The organism is Pseudomonas sp. NPDC089392 (genome assembly GCF_044749595.1).
GTDB lineage: Bacteria > Pseudomonadota > Gammaproteobacteria > Pseudomonadales > Pseudomonadaceae > Aquipseudomonas.
The window spans coordinates 32,115-49,917 of sequence record NZ_JBIVIF010000032.1; the positions used below are offsets into that span (position 1 = coordinate 32,115).

Sequence of the window (17,803 nt, forward strand, 5' to 3'; positions counted from 1 at the left end):
GAATAGGCCGGGCCTGCCAGCCAATTTCGACAGGTCGTTCACCGTTGCCGCCACCACCGTATTCGCGGGTAAACCCGCTCCTACACGGGACCGAGTCAGCTTCACGCGTGGTGCTTGCCACTCAGGGCCGCATGAAAGTGGGCACTCTGGCGCAAGTACTGCTCGGTATAACTGTGGGTAGCGGACGCCTTGCTGCGGCTGTCGGCATGGGCATGCGCCGGCAGTACGACCGAAGCGGAAATGGCGGATGCGGCAATGACCGGGAAGAGATTGAAGTTCATCTGGGCTGACCTCGACGGCGGTGGTTTGACGTTGGCCCGTTTGGGCCTTGGGTCAAACTTACGCCGCCGAAGCCGCTGGCAGAAATTCATTGCGCTGGTAAGGATTATCACGCGGAACGATAGTTGCGGTCGGGGGTGTTCGGCGGGAAGGATTTAGCGCCTGTGAGATCGAGCGCCGCAGCGTTCGCCTCGACACATTCAGCGCCTGCGAGATCGAGCGCCGCCCGCGCGGCGCTTCGCGGCTAAAGCCGCTCCTACGTTTGTTTCGGGCCAGTTATGCCTGTGGCATTTGCGCGCGAACGCCTTGGCGCACACCTCGATATCGCGTCGTACAAACAAGGCGGTCGCGCGCGTTTGGCACAGGATGGATTGGCCCAAAACAAACGTAGGAGCGGCTTTAGCCGCGAAGCGCCGCGCGGGCGGCGCTCGATCTCACAGGCGCAGAAAATGTTGTGGCGAACACCTTCCACAGCCGCCAAAACTCTACCGCCGAACCCTTTCCAACCCATCACTCGATGAACTTCAGGTCCGAGGGCGCATCCTGCTTCAACGTCTGCACCGTCTCCAGCAGCTTGCCGCTGCGCGGATCGCGGCGCATCACCACGATCTGGTTGCTCTTCTGGTTGGCCACCAGCAGGAAGTTGTCACTCGGGTCGAGGGCGAATTCCCGCGGGTGATCGCCCTCCACCGAACGGCGCTGCAGGTAGGTCAGCTGGCCATCGTCCTTGCCCACGCTGAACACCACAATTTCATTGGCCGTGCCGCGGTTGCTCACGTACAGGAAACGCCCGTCCGCTGACAGGTGCAGCCCCCCCGCCGCCTTGGCCGCCGCACCCTGCTGTTCGGTCAGCGGCAAGCGCTGGCGCTCAAGCAGGGCATCGTCCTGCACATCGAACATCACCACTTCACCACTCATTTCCAGCGTCAGGTAGGCGTGCCGGCCCTTGGCGTCGAACAGCAGGTGACGCGGCCCACTGCCTGGCGGCAACTCCACCGAGGCCGGGATTGCCGGGCTTAGCGGGCGGTCCGGGCTGGCGCCGTCGTAACGGTAGATGAACACCTTGTCGGCACCCAGGTCGCAGGCATAGACGTGTTGGCCATTGGGCGACAGCACCAGCGAATGCACGTGGGCACCGGCCTGGCGCTCGGGGTTGACCCCGCTCGCCTTGTGCCGGGCCTGTTGCACCACGGCCTTGAGCTTGCCGTCCTTGGCCACCGGGATCACCACCAGGCTGCCGCCGGGGTCGGGCTTGACCGCGTAGTTGGCCACGAACAGGTAACGCTGGTCACGGCTGAGGCTGGCGTGGGTCGGCTCGTCACCTTGTGTGGCCACCTGGTTGAGCGGCTTGATCTCGCCCTTGGCGCTGACACTGAAACTGCTGGCCTGGCCGCCTGGGGTTTCATTGACCGCGAACAGCAGGCGCTGGTCGGCCGACAGCACCAGCCACGACGGGCTGACGCTCTTCACCACTTGCTGCGGTGTGGGGTCGATGTGGCCGGCCTTGTCGTCGAACTGGTAGCGGTAGATGCCCTGGCTGGCGCCATCGGTGTAGCTGCCCACCAGCAACGTGGCGGCGTGGGCATGCAGGGTCAGGCTCATCAGGCTAGCGGTCAGCAGGCTCGTCCAGGTCCGGTTCATCGTGGTCTTCATCCGGGGCGCGAAAGGCACTCATACAGACTAGCCGATGCTCGCCATTGGCATCGTTGAGTTGCCACTCGTCACCGCTGGCAATGGCGGCGCTGATTTGCTCGGGGGTGAATGACCAGCGACGCAGTTGGCGGCCGTCCATGCATTCGACGGTGAGGCCGGATTCGTTGGCGGTGAAGTCGAAGGCGTGCAGGCCGTCGATCAGGAGCATGTCGCAGGACTGCAGGGCGGTGGCGAGGGGGGACATGGGGGTACCAATCAGAAATGAATTGGCATTATAGCCTTGGGGCCGCGTTGCGGCCCATTCGCAGCACAAGGCTGCTCCTACAGGTGAATCGCGATCCCTTGTAGGAGCAGCCTTGTGCTGCGAATGGGCAGCAACGCGGCCCCCTGCGATTCAATGGGCGAAGATGGACCCACCCTCCTTGCCCACCATCTTCTCCGGCTTGATCAGGAACCGCGCCAACGCCGGCAGCAGCCATAGCGCCCCAAACATGTTCCACAGCAACATGAAGGTCAGCATCAACCCCATATCAGCCTGGAACTTGATCGCCGAGAAAATCCAGGTACATACGCCAATGGCCAGGCACAACCCGGTGAACAGCACCGCCTTGCCAGTCGAGCGCAAGGTCTCGTAATAGGCCTCCTGCAACGGCAACCCGGCCCGCAGGAAGCTCTCCAGCCGGCTGTAGATGTAAATGCCGTAGTCCACGCCAATACCCACCCCCAGCGCCACCACCGGCAAGGTCGCCACCTTCACGCCGATGCCCATGTAGGCCATCAGCGCGTTGCCCAGCACCGAGGTCAGCACCAGCGGCAGCACGATACACAGGGTAGCGGCGAACGAGCGGAAGGTGATCAGGCACATCACCGCCACGCAGATGTACACCAGGATCAGGATGGTCAGTTCGGCCGACTTGATCACTTCGTTGGTCGCCGCCTCGATCCCGGCGTTACCCGCTGCCAGCAGGAACTGCAGGCCCTCCTTGTTGTGGCTGTCGGCAAACGCCTTGGCCGCGGCGGTAACCCGCTCCAGGGTCTCGGCCTTGTGGTCGTTGAGGAACACCAGCACCGGCGCCAGCGAGCAGTCGCCGTTGTACAGGCCGTCGGCGCGGGCGATGGAGTTGTTGAGGATGTCGGGGTTACGCGACAGGGTTTCCCACTTCAGGCTGCCCTCGTTCATGCCCTTGATCACCTGCTTGGACACGGTCACCAGGGAAATCGCCGACTGCACGCCCGGGGTGTTCTGCATGGTCCACATCAGTTCGTCGATCGGCGCCATGGTCGAGTGGACCGAGCACTTCTCCGAAGGGGTCTTGACCATGATCACCAGCACGTCGGAGCTGGTCGAGTAGTTGCTGATGATGAAGTTGTTGTCCTGGTTGTAGCGCGAGTCGGGGCGCAGCTCCGGCGCGCCCTGGTCGAGGTCGCCGATCTTCAGGTTCTGGCTGTACCACAGGCCACCGGCGAAGGCGACCAGCGCCAGCACCACCGACACCGGCGCCACCTTGGCGCTGGCGAAGTTCGACAGCAGGCGCCAGAACGGGTGCTCACGGGTAGCGTCCTTCTTGCTGCGCTCGATGGCCTTCTTGCTGATACCGACGTAGGAGATGGCCACTGGCAGCAGGATCAGGTTGGTGAACACGATCACGGCCACGCCGATGGAGGCACCGATCGCCAGCTCACGAATCACCCCGATGTCGATGATCAGCAGGGTGATGAAGCCCACTGCGTCGGCCAGGATGGCGATCATCCCCGGCAGGAACAGTTGGCGGAAGGTGCGCCGGGCAGCAGTAAGCGCGTTGTCGGCGTCACTCGACTGCAAGGCGATGCCGTTGATCTTCTGCACCCCGTGGGAAATACCAATTGCGAAGATCAGGAACGGCACCAGCATCGAGTACGGGTCCAGGCCAAAGCCCACCGCATGCATCAGCCCCAACTGCCAGACCACCGCCACCAAGGTGGTGATGAGCACGGCGATGGTGCTGCGGATGCACCAGGTAAACCAGTACAACAGCACCCAGGTGATCGCCAGGGCGACACCGAAGAACATCGCCACCATGACCAGGCCGTCGATCAGGTCGCCGACCTTCTTGGCGAAGCCGACAATGTGCACTTTCACATTGGGGTTCTGCGCCTGGAACTTGTCGCGGATCTTTTCTTCCAGCAGGTGTGAGAACTGCTGGTAGTCCAGCTTCACCTGCTTGCCTGGGTCCTGCGGGTCGGGGTAGCTCTCCAGCAGCGGCACATCGACGATGCTGGACTTGAAGTTGTTACCGACCAGACGCCCCACCTGGCCCGACTTGAGCACGTTGTCGCGCAGGGTATCGAGGCTGTCCTGCGAGCCGTTGTAGGTGTTGGGGATTACCTCACCACCGGAAAAGCCCTCTTCGGTGACCTCGCTCCAGCGCACGCTGGGGCTCCACAGCGACTTCAGCCCGGCACGGTCGACACCGGGGATGTAGAACACTTCGTCATGAATCTGGCGCAGGGTCTCCATGTAGTCCTTGTCGAAGATGTCGCCATTGACCGCCTCCACCGAGATGCGCACGGTGTTGCCGAGGTTGGCCAGGTCGTTGCGGTGCTCCATCATCTGCTCGATGAACGGGTGCTGCAGCGGGATCATCTTCTCGAAGCTGGTGGAGGGGCGAATCTGCGTGGCCTGCCAGAACAGGAAGATACTGACCAGTACACACAGGGCGATGACCACGGGGCGGTTGTTGAAGATCAGCCGCTCAAGCAGCGTGGCCTTGTCCTGATGATGCGGGTGCATGGTGATGCTCTCCTTGCTGGTCATGGGCGCACCTCCTTGGCTGCCTGGTCGGCACCGTCGGCACCGGCCAGGTGCACACCCCCCTGCCCCACCAACAGCAGGCCGCCATTGGCCAGGCCGCTGACGCCGGCCAGGGCGATGCGGTCGGCGCGGTTGTACACGCTGAAGGTCTGCCCGTCGTCGGTGCTGCGCAGCACGCTGCCACCATTGCCGACCAGTACCAGGCTGCCATCTTCGACAAGCGTAGCGCCTGCCAGGCCGAATTCGAGGTTGCCACGTGCGGCCTTGAGTTCGATCGGCTGCCAGCTGTCACCGAAGTCGCTGGAGCGGTACAGATTGCCGCGCAAGCCGTAGGCCAGCAGGGTGTGCGCCTGGGCGGTGCCGATCACGCCGAACAGCGAGCCCTCGTAGGGGCCCTGCACCCTGGCCCAGGTCTGGCCATTGTCGGCAGAACGGAACATACCGCCCTGCTCACCGACGATGAACAGGCCAGCCTCGCGCACCTGGGCGATACCGTTCAGGTGCAGCTGGTCAGGGTTGTCCAGGCGCTCGGCGACGTCCTGCCAGTGCTGGCCGCCGTCGGTGGTTTCCAGCAAGGCGCCGTAGGCACCCACGGCAAAGCCGTGCTGGGTGTCGAGGAAGGTGATATCGAGTAGGGGCGCTTCACGGGCCAGGTCTTCGAACTGCTTGCTCCAGGTGGCGCCGCCGTCAGTGCTGCTGAGGATCTGCGCGTCATGGCCGACGGCCCAGCCGCGCTTGTCGTCGAGGAAAAACACCGCAGTGAGCAGTTGCCGGGTCGGTACCCGGGCCTGGGTCCAGGTGCTGCCCTGGTCGTCGGAGAACAGGATATGGCCACGATCGCCCACCACCACCAGGCGCTTGCCGGCATGGGCGGCGCCGATCAACAGGCTTTGGCTGGCCTTGGCCGATTCGGTGGAATATTCGTCGGCTGCAGCGGCTTGCACGCTGTCGGCCCACATGCCAAGTGCCAGCGCCAGTGTTGCTGCGGCTGCCAATGGCCAGGCGAGGCGCCTGTTCTGTTCCCTCATGACTGTCCCCCTGTTGTGTTCTTGTTTGGTGGGTCAATGCATTGCAGGTACTGCGAAAAGCCTGATCTAGAGGCCTGCAATAGCTTGAGGGGATCGTAGCGGGGATGTTTGCGGGAAGACAACGGGCGGGGTGTTATGTTTTGTTATCGGCGTTAAAAAGCCGGGGCCGCTGTGCGGCCCATCGCGACACAAGGCCGCTCCTACAGGGAATCGCGTAACCCCTGTAGGAGCGGCCTTGTGTCGCGATGGGCTGCAAAGCAGCCCCAATATTTACCAGGCTTAAGCCAGGCTCTTGCTCACCACTTCATACACATCACTGGACAGCTCACCCGAAGCCAGAATCCGCTCCAGCTCGCCCTTCATCAGGCCTTGGCGCGCATCGTCGTACTTGCGCCAGCGGGTCAGCGGCGCCAGTTGACGCGATGCAATCTGCGGGTTCAGCGCATTCAGCTCGATCACCAGGTCCGCCAGGAAGCGATACCCCGAACCATCCGCCGCATGGAAGTTGACCAGGTTCTGCCCGGCAAACGCACCAATCAGCGCACGCACCTTGTTCGGGTTCTTCAGGGTGAACGCCGGGTGCTGCATCAGCGCCTTGACCCGCGCCAGCCCGCCCGGCAGCGCGCTGGCCGCCTGCACGCTGAACCACTGGTCCATGACCAGCGGGTTGTCCTTGAAGTGCTCGGCAAAGGCTTGCAGGGCTTTCGCGCGTTCAGCTTCGAACGGCGAGTTGACCAGCACCGCCAGGGCGGTCAGGCGCTCGGTCATGTTGTCGCACTGCTCGAACTGCTCCAGGGTCGCTTCCAGTACCTGCGGCTTGCCGCTCTGCATCAGGTACGACAAGGCAATGTTCTGCAGGCTGCGGCGGGCAAAGTGCTCGGCAGACGCCACATAGGCGGTTTTGCGCGACACTTCGCGGTTGGCCTGGTAGCGCGCCCACAGGGCGTCGAACAGCTGCGCAGCGATCTGCTGGCGGGCGAACTCGCGGGCGGCGTGGATGGCATCCACATCGGCCACCTGGCTGATCTCGGTGAGGTAGGCCTCACCTGGCAGCGAGAGCATTTCGGCCACCATGGCCGGGTCCAGCGCTTCGTTGCCAAGCACAGTGCCCAGGGCGGTGATCAGGCGCTGGTCAAGCTTCAAGGCTTCGCCGCGCTGATGCTGGCCGATCAGCTCCTGCAGCACCTGCACCGACAGCTGCTGCCCCGCTTCCCAGCGGTTGAAGCCATCGCTGTCGTGCTGCATCAGGAACATCAGCTGGTCGCGGTCATACGGGAAGCTCAGCTTCACCGGGGCGCTGAAGCCACGCAGCAACGAAGGCAGCGGCTTGGCTACGATGCCCTGGAAGGTGAAGGTTTGCTCGGCCTCGGTCACCGACAACACGCGGCTGGTACCTTGGGCGGCGGCTTCGCCAACCAGTTGCAGCGGCAGGTCGTTGCCCGCGGCATCCAGCAGGCCCAGCTCCACCGGGATCACGAACGGCAGCTTCTCGGCTTTGTCCGGGGTCTGCGGGCAGCTCTGGCGGAAGGTCAGGCTGTAGGTCTGCGCGGCGGCGTCATAGGCTTCGCTGACTTCCAGGCGCGGGGTACCGGCCTGGTTGTACCAGCGCTTGAACTGGGTGAAGTCGACGCCGTTGGCGTCTTCCATGGCCTTGATGAAGTCGTCGGTGGTCACCGCCTGGCCATCGTGGCGTTCAAAGTACAGGTCACTGCCTTTGCGGAAGCCCTCCGCGCCCAACAGGGTGCGGACCATGCGCACCACTTCGGCACCCTTCTCGTACACGGTCAGGGTGTAGAAGTTGGAAATTTCAATGAAGCTGTCCGGGCGTACCGGGTGGGCCATGGGGCCGGCGTCTTCAGCGAACTGGTGGGTACGCAGGTAGGCTACGTCTTCAATGCGCTTGACCGTGCGCGAATTCATGTCGGCGCTGAACTCGGCATCACGGAACACCGTGAAGCCTTCCTTCAGCGACAGCTGGAACCAGTCACGGCAAGTGACGCGGTTGCCCGACCAGTTGTGGAAGTACTCGTGGGCAACCACGCCTTCGACGCGCTGGTGCGCCGCATCGGTGGCGGTTTCGGCACGGGCCAGCACACAACTGGAGTTGAAGATGTTCAGGCCCTTGTTTTCCATGGCGCCCATGTTGAAGTCGTTGACCGCAACGATCATGAAGATGTCCAGGTCGTACTCACGGCCATAGACTTCTTCGTCCCAGCGCATGGACTTCTTCAGGCTGACCATGGCGTGGTCGCACTTGTCGAGATTTTCCTCTTCGACGTAGATGCGCAAGACCACCTCACGGCCGGACTGGCGGGTGAAGCTGCTTTCCACGCACCAGAGGTCACCTGCCACCAAGGCGAACAGGTAGGCCGGCTTGACGAACGGATCTTCCCAGGTTGCCCAGTGGCGGCCGTCTTCTGCGGGACCACTACCGGTCGGGTTACCGTTCGACAACAGTACCGGGTAGCGATGCTGCTCGGCGATCACCGTGGTGGTGAAGGTGCTCATCACATCCGGGCGGTCGAGGTAGTAAGTGATCTTGCGGAAGCCTTCGGCCTCGCACTGGGTACAGAACATCTTGCCCGACTTGTACAGGCCTTCCAGCGCGGTGTTGCTCTCGGGGTGGATCTTCACGCTGGTGTCGAGGGTGAAGCGCTCGGCCTTGGGCTGCACGGTCAGGCTGTCGGCGCCCAGCTGGTAGTCACCCGGCTGCAGTTCCTGATCGTCCAGCGAGGCGCGCAGCAGCTCCAGCTGCTGGCCATCGAGCTCCAGTGGCGGCAGGCCGGCACCGCGTGCAGGGTTGCGGCGCATCACCAGTTGCGCGTGAACCAGGGTGTGGTCCTCGAACAGCTCGAAAGTAAGATGCGTCTCGTCGATCAGGTACTCGGGCGCCTGGTAATCCTTGAGGTAGATCACTTGCGGTTGTTCGGTACGCATGTGCAGGTCCTTTTTACTGGAGCACGGCCAACTGGTAGGCCGTGTACTTGCGAATATTGATCACACCGGTGTCGAAGATCAGGTACTGGCCCTTGATGCCCAGCAACGTGCCTTCGGCCACCGGGTCCTTGTCGAGGTTGAAGCTGACGATCTTTTTCGGGTAGGCCTCGACCGGGTAGTTCATCTGCACCACTTCGGCGTCGGGCAGCGGCTGGATCGCCTGCAGGCCAAAGCGCCCTTGCAGCTCACGCAGGCCATCGGCGCAGGCCTCGAAAATCTGTTCGCGGATGGCCGGCAGGTCGAGCACCTCGGCGTCGCCCTTGAGCAGCGCGCGCCAGTTGGTGCGGTCGGGCACCTGGCTGCGCAGCACGTCTTCGACCAGGCCCGACTGCTGGCGGGTGGCCACGCGCATGATCGGCAGGGCCTGGCTGGCGCCCTGGTCGAGCCAGCGGGTGGGCAGCTGGGTGGCGCGGGTGATGCCGACCTTGATCCCTGACGAGTTGGCCAGGTAGACCACATGGTCGGTCATGCAGAACTGTTCGCCCCACGACGGTTCGCGGCAGGTGCCGGCGTCGTAGTGGCATTTTTCCGGGGCCATGATGCACACGTCGCACTGGGCCAGCTTGGTCATGCACGGGTAGCAGTAACCCTGGCTGAAGCTGGTCTTGGTGCGCTTGCCGCAATGGCTGCAATGAATGGCGCCGAGGTATTCCAGGCGCAGGCGCTGGCCGATCAAAGGGTTGACCGGCACCTGCGTGTCATCCAGGCGGAAGCTGTACTGCACCACCGGTGCCTGCAGGCTTACCGCCATCTTGCTCAACGAGCCACGAGCGAGTTCGATCAATGTACCGAGTCCGACTTGAACAGAATATTGGCAATCGGCGCGGACTTCGACGCGCATTCCTGCGGGCCCATGTAACCGGTGCGCTGGTCTTCGGGCAGGTTTTTCATTTCCCAGGCGATCACTGCCTGCAGCGACAGCTCTTTCTGCTCGGCAGTGAGCTTGCGGCCATCCGACCATTTGCCGATTTCCACGGCGAGTTTCAGGCTCTCGTAGATTTCCGGGGTGATGTTTTCAATCATTTGCGCGAAAGTGGACATAGTGTCTCCTGATTCAAGCCGACAGTTTACGCCGGGCCAGCGCCCCACCCAAGAGCCCGGTCAGGCATCCGATGAGCAGCCCGCCGACGTGGGCGGCGTTGGCGATCTGGCCAAGGCCGAGGGTGCCGACCACACCGGTCAGGCATACCACCAGCCAGATCAGCATCATTACCAGCACGCCCTTGGGCAGGTTGAAGAAGCGGTTGGGCGCCAGCCACTGGTACAGCCAGATGTGCCCGAGCAGGCCGTACAGTACGCCGGACAAACCGCCGAACAGGCTCGGCCCGCTGGTGTAGTGCTGGGCCAGGTTGGACACCAGGCTGAACAGCAGGGTCAGGCCCAACAGCGCCCACGGGCCCTGGCGCAGTTCGATGCGTTTACCCAGTTCCCAGTACCACAGGCTGTTCATAGCCAGGTGCAGTACGCCGAAGTGCAGCAGCATGGGCGATACCAGGCGCCACCACTGGCCTTGGTCCAGGGTTTGCGCCAGCGAGGTGAAGTACAGGTAGTCGCCCTGGACGCGGAAGTCGAGGAAGGTGAACCAGCTGATGGTGGTGAAGTTGTCGCCCAGGCTGGTCAGGCCGGCGACGATGAAGCACAGCAGCAGGGTCAGGGTGGTGATTTTGCAGGCGCGGGCCTGTTCCGTCAGGGAGGGCCCTTTCGCGGGTAAACCCGCTCCTACAGGGGCCTGCGTTGCCGGGATATCGGCGTTACCTTCCGGGAAGCGCTGGTACAGTTCGCGGACGTCTTCGGCGAGGGTGTCGGGGGCCCAGAGCACCTGGGCGTCGCCCTCCTCGCTGACCCGGTGCGGCACTTGCAGGCGCTGCAACAGGTGGACGAAGCCGCTGAGGTCGACCGACAACGGCAGGCGCATCACTTCGATAATGTTCATTGGTTGGCCTGTGGGCGGTCGACGTCAACCCAGACGAACTTGTGCGGGTCGATGCGGGTTTCATCATCCAGCCGGTAGGCGGCCAGCTTGCCGTAGAGCACGGCGCTGTAGTCCAGGCAGGCCAGGTTGGGGCGAATTGGTGCCGGGTGACCGCTGCGCCAGTAGTGCCCGACAAACAGCAGCGGCTCGTCCTCGGCGTAGCGCAACAAGGCGTTCTTCTGGCTGTGGCTGAGTGGCGCGCTGGCCACCTCCTCGGGCAAGGCATCGGGCTGGAACACGATGTCGCCGTAAGTTTGCGGGTCTTCTTCCCAGAACTTGGTGCGGAAGAAGGCGCGGGTCAGGCCATCGCCTCCGGTCAGGGTCAGGCCGTCTGGCAGGCGCATGTCGGTGCCGCGCAGCAGGCGGTTGCACACCGTGGCGGCGAAGCTGCCGCTGACTGCGGAGGCCTGGATGAAGTGCTCGTCGATGCGCCCATTGGGGTACTGCTGGCGCAGTGGCTCGATCAGCTGCGGGTCCCAGCAGGCGTGCACCAGGCGGAAGCGCCCGGCGTCGACGAACAGCGGCAGTTCATAGAACCAGTTGACGAAGTCGTGCCAGTCGCCGGGGTGGTGGGCGAACTGGGTCAGGGTTTCGTCGATCAGCCGGGCGTGGCGCGGCGTGTGCTCGCGCACGTAGGCCTTGCCGCTACCAGGCAGTGCCGGGGTAACCCAGCCCAGGGCGTTGTACTCGTGGTTGCCCATGATGCAGAACGCCTGGCCGGCCTCGACCATGTCGTGGACGATGTGCAGTGCCTCGCGGATGCGTGGCCCGCGGTCGACGATATCGCCGAGGAACAGCGCCTGGCGCCGCGGGTGGCGCCACACGCCGGCCACACGCTTGTATCCGAGGGCGTCGAGCAGGCGTTCAAGGGTCAGCGCACAACCGTGCACGTCACCGATGATGTCGAAACTTCGCGCCGGATCGAGCATCAGTCGTCCCTGCTCCCCAGGCGGCTGCCCCAACCGAGCTTGGTGCGGCAGACCTCGTAGTAGTTGTGGTCCAGCGGATGGATCAGGCGCAGTTTTTGCGGCTTCTTGCTGACCGTGATGGTGTCGCCGGGGGCGCAGGTGAAGTGGTTCTGGCCGTCACAGGACACCTGCGGGTAGATCTGCAGGTCCTTGGACACCACGATCTTCAGCTCGCTGTTGCCATCCACCACGATCGGCCGGCCCGACAGGGTATGCGGGTACATCGGCACGATGACGATGGCGTCGAGCTTGGGGTGCATGATCGGGCCGCCGGCCGACAGCGCATAGGCGGTGGAGCCGGTGGGAGTGGCGACGATCAGGCCGTCGGCCTTCTGGCTGCAGACGAACTGGCCGTCGATGTAGATCTCGAACTCGATCATGCGCGTCGACTTGCCCGGGTGCAGCACCACGTCGTTCAGCGCGTCGCCCTGGCCAATGGCTTCGTGGTGGCGGCGCACCTCGGCCTGCAGCAGGAAGCGGTTTTCCACCAGGTAGTGGCCGTCGAGCACTTCGGCGACTTTCTCTTCCAGTTCATCCGGGCGGATGTCGGTGAGAAACCCCAGGTTGCCACGGTTGATGCCCAGCACCGGAATATTGTGCCGGGCCAAAGCGCGGGCGGCGCCCAGCAGGCTGCCGTCGCCGCCGACCACGATGACCAGGTCGCAGACCTCGCCCAGCAGCTTGCGGGTGGAGGTTTGCAGGCCGTGGCCGGGCAGCACTTCGGCGATGGTGTCCTCGAGGATCACGTGCAGGTGGCGCTCGAGGAGGAATTTTTTCAGTCGGCGAATGGTGTCGAGCACCTGCGAGCTGCCAAGGCGGCCGATGATACCGATATTGCGAAATTGCTCCATGGGGCTCCTGCGAGGCTCTGCGGCGGGTGACGATGCGCCGATTATGGGCGAAACCACTGGGTAGCGGCAAACCGGCTATGCTCGCTGGATGATGCCATTTGCCCTGCTCGATGAGCTGCCCCGGCAGTTACGCCGCCCCGCGGTGCGCGACTTGGCCTGGGCCCTGCTGTCGCCGCCCTTGCTCAGTGCCCCGCCCTGCCCCCAGCGCCACCCGCTGGCAGGCAGCCTGTGGGCGGACCAGCCGCAGCGACTTGCGGGCTGGTTGCGTGCACTGGATGCCGATGACCGCCCGTTGCTCGACTGGCTGGCCAAGCTGGGCAGCCGGCGGCTGGGGCACTATTACGAACGCCTGTGGCAATTCGCCCTGGGCCAGGCGCCAGGCATCGAATTGCTGGCGGCCAACCTGGCGATTCGCGATGGCGGGCGCACCTTGGGCGAGCTGGACGTGGTGCTGCGCGACCGCGACGGCGTGCACCACCTGGAACTGGCAATCAAGTTGTACCTGGGCCCGGAAGGGGCCGGGCACGACCCGCATGCCTGGCTGGGGCCGGGTTGCCATGACCGGCTGGGCAGCAAGCTTGCGCACCTGACGGGGCACCAGTTGCCCATGTCGGCGGGAACGCACAGCCGCGAGGTACTGGCGCAGCTGGGGGTGGAGCAAGCCCAGGCGCACGTATGGCTGGGGGGCTATCTGTTTTATCCGTGGCCAGGGCATGCCGAACCGCCTGAGGGGGCGCACCCGGAGCATTTGCGTGGGCGCTGGGTGCGGCGGCGGGATTGGCTGATGGCTGAGGGTGAGCGTTGGCAGCCGTTGCAGCGGCATGCCTGGCTGGCACCGGCGCGGGTCGAGGCTACAGAGTGTTGGCAGGTGGAGCAGTTTGCGGCGTGGCTGCTTGTGCTGGAGCGGCAGGCGCCGGCGCAGTTGCTGGTGAGGTTGGAGGTGGATGCTGATGGCGCCTGGCAGGAGGTGGAGCGGGTGTTTCTGGTGGCTGACAGTTGGCCTTTTTTGCCCTAGTGCCTGCCTTGAGATTTTCGGCGCTTGTGAGATCGAGCGCCGCCCGCGCGGCGCTTCGCGGCTAAAGCCGCTCCTACGTTTGTTTCGGGCCAATCCGTCCTGTGCCTGGCGCGCGCGACCGCCTTGTTTGTACGACGCGATATCGTGGCATACGTCAATTTGTACGACGCGATATCGTGGCATACGCCAATTTGTACGACGCGACATCGTGGCATGCGCCAATTTGTACGACGCGACATCGTGGCATGCGCCAATTTGTACGACGCGACATCGTGGCATGCGCCAATTTGTACGACGCAATATCGTGGCATGCGCCAATTTGTACGACGCAATATCGTGGCATGCGCCAAGGCGTTCGCGCGCAAATACCACAGGCATAACTGGCCCGAAACAAACGTAGGAGCGGCTTTAGCCGCGAAGCGCCGCGCGGGCGGCGCTCGATCTCATAAGCGCTAAAAATATAAAGACATACAACCGACCTGATGACGAGGACCGATCATGGTTTCATCCACCCCCGCGCCCCACTACGCGCGCCTGTCCATCGCCCTGCATTGGCTGATGCTGGTGCTGCTGGCCGCTGTCTACGCCCTTATCGAACTGCGTGGCCTGTTCCCCAAGGACAGCGCCGAACGCAACCTGATGAAAGACCTGCACTTCATGCTCGGGCTAAGCGTGTTCGTGCTGGTCTGGCTACGCCTGGCCATCCGCCTGAGCCGCCCTACTCCACCCATCGTGCCCAAGCCACCCGCCTGGCAGACTGGCCTTGCGCACCTGATGCACCTGGCGCTGTACCTGCTGATGATCGGTTTGCCGCTGGCCGGCTGGCTGATCCTCAGCGCCGCCGACAAACCGGTGCCCTTCTTCGGCCTGGAACTGCCGCACCTGATCGGCCCCAACCCGGACCAGGCCAAGTTCATCAAAGGCTGGCATGAACGCATCGGCAGCTGGGGCTACTGGCTGATCGGCCTGCATGCGCTGGCCGGGCTGTACCACCACTATGTGCAGCGCGACAACACGCTGCTGCGCATGCTGCCCTACAAGTAACCGCGCCGGCCCTGCAGGCCGCCGGTATGCACGAAGATCAGGCGGCTGCCGGGCGCGAACACCCCCGCCGCCACCTGATCACGCAGGGCCAGCAGGGCCTTGCCGGTGTAAAGGGCTTCGAGCGGCACGCCAGTGTGCTGCTCGCAGTCGCCGATGAAGGCCAGCAACTCATCATCAAACTTGCCAAAACCGCCACGGCAGGCCTCATGTAGCTGGTAGCCGTGCGCGCCAGCCAGTGTTGCTACCATCGCCGGCACACCATGATCCATGGGCACGGCCAAAGCGCCATGTACGGCGTGCGCCCCTGCCTCGGCCAGCACCAGGCCGGCCAAGGTAGTACCCGTTCCAGCGGCCAGCCACCAAGCGTCGTAGTCTGCCCAGCCCAGTGCCGCGATTTGCGCGCGCGCCTGCTGCATGATCAGCGCGCAGCCCTGTGCACCTTCCTGCCCGCCGCCGCCTTCGGGGATGCAGTGCCAACCGGGGTAGCGTGCCTGCCAGGGTTCCCAGAAGCCTGGTTCGTTGCGTGCGCGGTAGCCGCCATAACCGAGCCAGTGCAATTCCATGCCGAGCGCCTGCAAGTCACGCACGGTTGGCGTGTCCTGGAGGTGGCCGCGCAACAGGCCAGCGGTGGCGAAGCCGAAGCGCTTGCCGGCGGCAGCCAGGGCGTGCAGGTGGTTGGAATGGTTTCCGCCGAGGCTGATCAGGCCTGCGGCGTTGCTGGCGCTGGCCTGCTGCAGGTGGTGGCGCAGCTTGAACCACTTGTTGCCGCTGATCAGGGGGTCGATCAGGTCCAGGCGCAGGATGGCGGCCTGGACCTGGGCTTGTTGCAGCCAGGGCAGGTTCACGGGTTGCAGGGGGGCTTGCGGGAGGTCGAATGCATGCATGGATCGCAGTTTACAGGGAACGCTGTGGGAGCGGGTTTACCCGCGAACACCGGCAAAGCCGGTGCCATACACCGTGTTGGATTCTTCGCGGGTGAACCCGCTCCCACAGGGCCCCGCAGCGGCCCCGGCAATCTCAGAGCTCAGCCGCCAATCTCGAACCTTGGTTGATCGCCCGCTTGGCATCCAGCTCGGCCGCTACATCGGCGCCACCAATCAGGTGCACCGACTGCCCCGCCGCCACCAGCCCGTCCTGCAGTCCGCGCAGCGGCTCCTGCCCGGCACAGATCACCACGTTATCCACCACCAGCACCTGTGGCTCACCCTCACACACGCGAATATGCAACCCGGCGTCGTCGATGCCCAGGTACTCGACACTGTTCAGCATCTGCACCCGCTTGTTCTTCAACCCGGTACGGTGGATCCAGCCAGTGGTCTTGCCCAGGCCGTCACCCACCTTGGATTTCTTGCGCTGCAGCAGGAACACCTGACGCGCCGGGGCATGCGGCTCGGCCTTGATCCCGGCCACGCCACCGCGGGCCTCAAGCTGGGTATCGATGCCCCACTCCTTCCAGAACGCCTCACGGTCCTGGCTGGTGGCCAGCCCTTCATGCACCAGGTACTCGGAAACGTCAAAGCCGATGCCACCCGCGCCGATCACCGCCACCGCCTTGCCCACTGGCTTGCGCTCAAGCAGCACATCCAGGTAGCTGAGCACCTTGGCATGCTCGACACCAGGAATGGCCGGGGTACGCGGGGCAATACCGGTGGCCAGGATGATTTCGTCGTAACCGCCATCCACCAATGTCTGCACATTCACGCGGGTATTCAGGCGCAGGTCAACGCCTGTGCTTTCCACCTTCTTGCGGAAGTAACGCAGGGTTTCAAAGAACTCTTCCTTGCCCGGCACCCGCTTGGCCACATTGAACTGCCCACCAATTTCATTGGCACCGTCGAACAGGGTCACAGTATGGCCGCGCTCTGCTGCAACGGTGGCAGCGGCCAGGCCGGCCGGGCCGGCACCGACCACGGCAATGCGCTTCACCGCACGTACCGGCAGGTAGTTGAGCTCGGTTTCATGGCAGGCACGCGGGTTGACCAGGCAGCTGGTCAGCTTGCCGCCGAAGGTGTGGTCCAGGCAGGCCTGGTTGCAGCCGATGCAGGTGTTGATTTCATCCGCGCGACCGGCAGCGGCCTTGTTGACGAAATCCGGGTCGGCCAGGAACGGCCGGGCCATCGAGACCATGTCGGCATCGCCCTCAGCCAGCACCGTTTCGGCAACTTCCGGGGTGTTGATACGATTGGTGGTGATCAGCGGAATGTTCACCACGCCACGCAGCTTGGCGGTGACCTTGCTGAACGCCGCACGCGGCACCTTGGTGGCGATGGTCGGGATACGCGCTTCGTGCCAGCCGATGCCGGTATTGATCAGGGTGGCACCGGCCTGCTCGATGGCCTTGGCCAGCAGCTCGATTTCGTCCCAGGTGCTACCGCCCTCGACCAGGTCGAGCATCGACAGGCGGAAGATGATGATGAAGTTCGGCCCTACCGCGCCACGCACCCGGCTGACGATTTCCACCGCCAGGCGCATGCGGTTTTCGTAGCTGCCGCCCCAGCGGTCGGTACGCTGGTTGGTGTGGGCGGCGAGGAACTGGTTGATGAAGTAGCCTTCCGAACCCATGATCTCGACGCCGTCGTAACCCGCGCGCTGGGCCAGTACCGCGCAATTGACGAAGTCGGCAATCTGCTTCTCGATGCCCGCCTCGTCCAGCTCCTTGGGTTTGAACGGGTTGATCGGCGCCTGGATCGCGCTAGGTGCCACCTGCCGTGGGCTGTAGGCATAGCGCCCGGCATGCAGGATCTGCAGGCAGATCTTGCCACCGGCAGCGTGCACTGCCTCGGTGACAATACGGTGCTTGTCGGCCTCTTCCTCGGTGCTGAGCTTGGCCGCGCCGGAATACACCCCGCCTTCATCGTTGGGCGCGATACCGCCGGTGACCATCAGGCCGACACCGCCACGGGCGCGCTCGGCAAAGTACGCGGCCATGCGCTCGAAGCCGCCGGGGCGCTCCTCAAGGCCGGTGTGCATCGAGCCCATCAGGGTGCGGTTGCGCAGGGTAGTGAAGCCCAGATCCAGCGGAGCGAGCAGGTGCGGGTAGCGGTCGGCGGCCATGGATAGGTCCCCAGGTGGCGTGATCACGGAATGCGGGCGCCTCACCGGCCGGCGGGCCCCGTCGTTTGTCTGTCAGCGACATTAAACAGCCGTTTGAATTGACTCAATGATTGAAACTGACAAGTTAATGATCAGAACGAACAGAAAAACC

At 63.9% G+C, this 17,803-nt stretch carries 15 protein-coding genes; 2 read left to right on the plus strand and 13 right to left on the minus strand.

From position 1 onward, the window contains the following. Positions 1 to 101: 101 nt before the first annotated feature. The 11 genes from ACIP1G_RS23045 to ACIP1G_RS23095 all read right to left on the minus strand — a co-directional run bounded on the left by ACIP1G_RS23045 (position 102) and on the right by ACIP1G_RS23095 (position 12,539). Positions 102 to 281, minus strand: a complete 180-nt coding sequence (locus ACIP1G_RS23045; RefSeq protein ID WP_400741063.1) for a hypothetical protein — start codon at positions 279 to 281, stop codon at positions 102 to 104. Between the two features lie 508 nt (positions 282 to 789). Next, positions 790 to 1,920, minus strand: coding sequence for a lactonase family protein (locus tag ACIP1G_RS23050; RefSeq protein WP_400741065.1), 1,131 nt, complete (start codon positions 1,918 to 1,920; stop codon positions 790 to 792). Further along, positions 1,886 to 2,176, minus strand: a complete 291-nt coding sequence (locus tag ACIP1G_RS23055; protein ID WP_400741067.1) for a DUF5629 family protein — start codon at positions 2,174 to 2,176, stop codon at positions 1,886 to 1,888. The genes ACIP1G_RS23050 and ACIP1G_RS23055 overlap by 35 nt, the downstream gene beginning before the upstream one ends. Before the next feature lie 150 nt (positions 2,177 to 2,326). Further along, positions 2,327 to 4,702 carry an RND family transporter gene (locus ACIP1G_RS23060; protein WP_400741113.1) on the minus strand — a complete coding sequence of 792 codons (2,376 nt, stop codon included), beginning with the start codon at positions 4,700 to 4,702 and terminating at the stop codon, positions 2,327 to 2,329. A gap of 20 nt (positions 4,703 to 4,722) precedes the next feature. Next, positions 4,723 to 5,751: a WD40/YVTN/BNR-like repeat-containing protein gene (locus ACIP1G_RS23065; RefSeq protein WP_400741069.1), complete on the minus strand. Its 1,029-nt coding sequence runs from the start codon at positions 5,749 to 5,751 to the stop codon at positions 4,723 to 4,725. Between the two features lie 279 nt (positions 5,752 to 6,030). Beyond that, entirely contained in the window at positions 6,031 to 8,688 is a 2,658-nt protein-coding gene (gene pepN / locus ACIP1G_RS23070) for an aminopeptidase N (protein ID WP_400741070.1), read from the minus strand. A gap of 13 nt (positions 8,689 to 8,701) precedes the next feature. Continuing rightward, positions 8,702 to 9,532, minus strand: coding sequence for a DUF2797 domain-containing protein (locus ACIP1G_RS23075; RefSeq protein ID WP_400741072.1), 831 nt, complete (start codon positions 9,530 to 9,532; stop codon positions 8,702 to 8,704). Beyond that, positions 9,529 to 9,789 (minus strand): YeaC family protein, encoded by a 261-nt coding sequence (locus tag ACIP1G_RS23080; RefSeq protein WP_003260154.1) that lies wholly within the window; start codon positions 9,787 to 9,789, stop codon positions 9,529 to 9,531. The genes ACIP1G_RS23075 and ACIP1G_RS23080 overlap by 4 nt, the downstream gene beginning before the upstream one ends. Before the next feature lie 13 nt (positions 9,790 to 9,802). Beyond that, positions 9,803 to 10,681: a rhomboid family intramembrane serine protease gene (locus tag ACIP1G_RS23085; RefSeq protein WP_400741074.1), complete on the minus strand. Its 879-nt coding sequence runs from the start codon at positions 10,679 to 10,681 to the stop codon at positions 9,803 to 9,805. Then, a complete protein-coding gene (locus ACIP1G_RS23090) occupies positions 10,678 to 11,649 on the minus strand; it encodes a metallophosphoesterase (RefSeq protein ID WP_400741075.1) in 972 nt (323 codons plus the stop codon). Before ACIP1G_RS23090 ends, ACIP1G_RS23085 begins: the two co-directional genes overlap by 4 nt. Continuing rightward, positions 11,649 to 12,539 carry an NAD(+) kinase gene (locus tag ACIP1G_RS23095; protein ID WP_008090067.1) on the minus strand — a complete coding sequence of 297 codons (891 nt, stop codon included), beginning with the start codon at positions 12,537 to 12,539 and terminating at the stop codon, positions 11,649 to 11,651. The genes ACIP1G_RS23090 and ACIP1G_RS23095 overlap by 1 nt, the downstream gene beginning before the upstream one ends. Before the next feature lie 88 nt (positions 12,540 to 12,627). Between ACIP1G_RS23095 and ACIP1G_RS23100 the strand changes: the two genes are divergently transcribed. Next, the gene (locus ACIP1G_RS23100; RefSeq protein ID WP_400741076.1) at positions 12,628 to 13,554 is read left to right on the plus strand and encodes a DUF1853 family protein; all 927 of its coding nucleotides are present in this window, start codon (positions 12,628 to 12,630) and stop codon (positions 13,552 to 13,554) included. A gap of 498 nt (positions 13,555 to 14,052) precedes the next feature. Next, positions 14,053 to 14,598: a cytochrome b gene (locus ACIP1G_RS23105; RefSeq protein WP_400741077.1), complete on the plus strand. Its 546-nt coding sequence runs from the start codon at positions 14,053 to 14,055 to the stop codon at positions 14,596 to 14,598. Here the strand turns inward: ACIP1G_RS23105 and ACIP1G_RS23110 are convergent. Beyond that, positions 14,589 to 15,482 (minus strand): 1-aminocyclopropane-1-carboxylate deaminase/D-cysteine desulfhydrase, encoded by an 894-nt coding sequence (locus ACIP1G_RS23110; RefSeq protein WP_400741079.1) that lies wholly within the window; start codon positions 15,480 to 15,482, stop codon positions 14,589 to 14,591. The two genes, ACIP1G_RS23105 and ACIP1G_RS23110, sit on opposite strands and share 10 nt — an antisense overlap. Before the next feature lie 133 nt (positions 15,483 to 15,615). Continuing rightward, on the minus strand, positions 15,616 to 17,652 hold the full coding sequence (locus ACIP1G_RS23115; protein ID WP_400741080.1) for an FAD-dependent oxidoreductase: 2,037 nt from the start codon (positions 17,650 to 17,652) through the stop codon (positions 15,616 to 15,618). Positions 17,653 to 17,803 lie beyond the last annotated feature (151 nt).

Coding starts and splice junctions, on each gene's coding strand:
- ACIP1G_RS23045 (WP_400741063.1), bottom strand. CDS start 281: ATGAACTTCAATCTCTTCCCGGTCATTGCCGCATCCGCCATTTCCGCT.
- ACIP1G_RS23050 (WP_400741065.1), bottom strand. CDS start 1,920: ATGAACCGGACCTGGACGAGCCTGCTGACCGCTAGCCTGATGAGCCTG.
- ACIP1G_RS23055 (WP_400741067.1), bottom strand. CDS start 2,176: ATGTCCCCCCTCGCCACCGCCCTGCAGTCCTGCGACATGCTCCTGATC.
- ACIP1G_RS23060 (WP_400741113.1), bottom strand. CDS start 4,702: ATGCACCCGCATCATCAGGACAAGGCCACGCTGCTTGAGCGGCTGATC.
- ACIP1G_RS23065 (WP_400741069.1), bottom strand. CDS start 5,751: ATGAGGGAACAGAACAGGCGCCTCGCCTGGCCATTGGCAGCCGCAGCA.
- pepN (WP_400741070.1), bottom strand. CDS start 8,688: ATGCGTACCGAACAACCGCAAGTGATCTACCTCAAGGATTACCAGGCG.
- ACIP1G_RS23080 (WP_003260154.1), bottom strand. CDS start 9,789: ATGTCCACTTTCGCGCAAATGATTGAAAACATCACCCCGGAAATCTAC.
- ACIP1G_RS23085 (WP_400741074.1), bottom strand. CDS start 10,681: ATGAACATTATCGAAGTGATGCGCCTGCCGTTGTCGGTCGACCTCAGC.
- ACIP1G_RS23090 (WP_400741075.1), bottom strand. CDS start 11,649: ATGCTCGATCCGGCGCGAAGTTTCGACATCATCGGTGACGTGCACGGT.
- ACIP1G_RS23095 (WP_008090067.1), bottom strand. CDS start 12,539: ATGGAGCAATTTCGCAATATCGGTATCATCGGCCGCCTTGGCAGCTCG.
- ACIP1G_RS23100 (WP_400741076.1), top strand. CDS start 12,628: ATGATGCCATTTGCCCTGCTCGATGAGCTGCCCCGGCAGTTACGCCGC.
- ACIP1G_RS23105 (WP_400741077.1), top strand. CDS start 14,053: ATGGTTTCATCCACCCCCGCGCCCCACTACGCGCGCCTGTCCATCGCC.
- ACIP1G_RS23110 (WP_400741079.1), bottom strand. CDS start 15,482: ATGCATGCATTCGACCTCCCGCAAGCCCCCCTGCAACCCGTGAACCTG.
- ACIP1G_RS23115 (WP_400741080.1), bottom strand. CDS start 17,652: ATGGCCGCCGACCGCTACCCGCACCTGCTCGCTCCGCTGGATCTGGGC.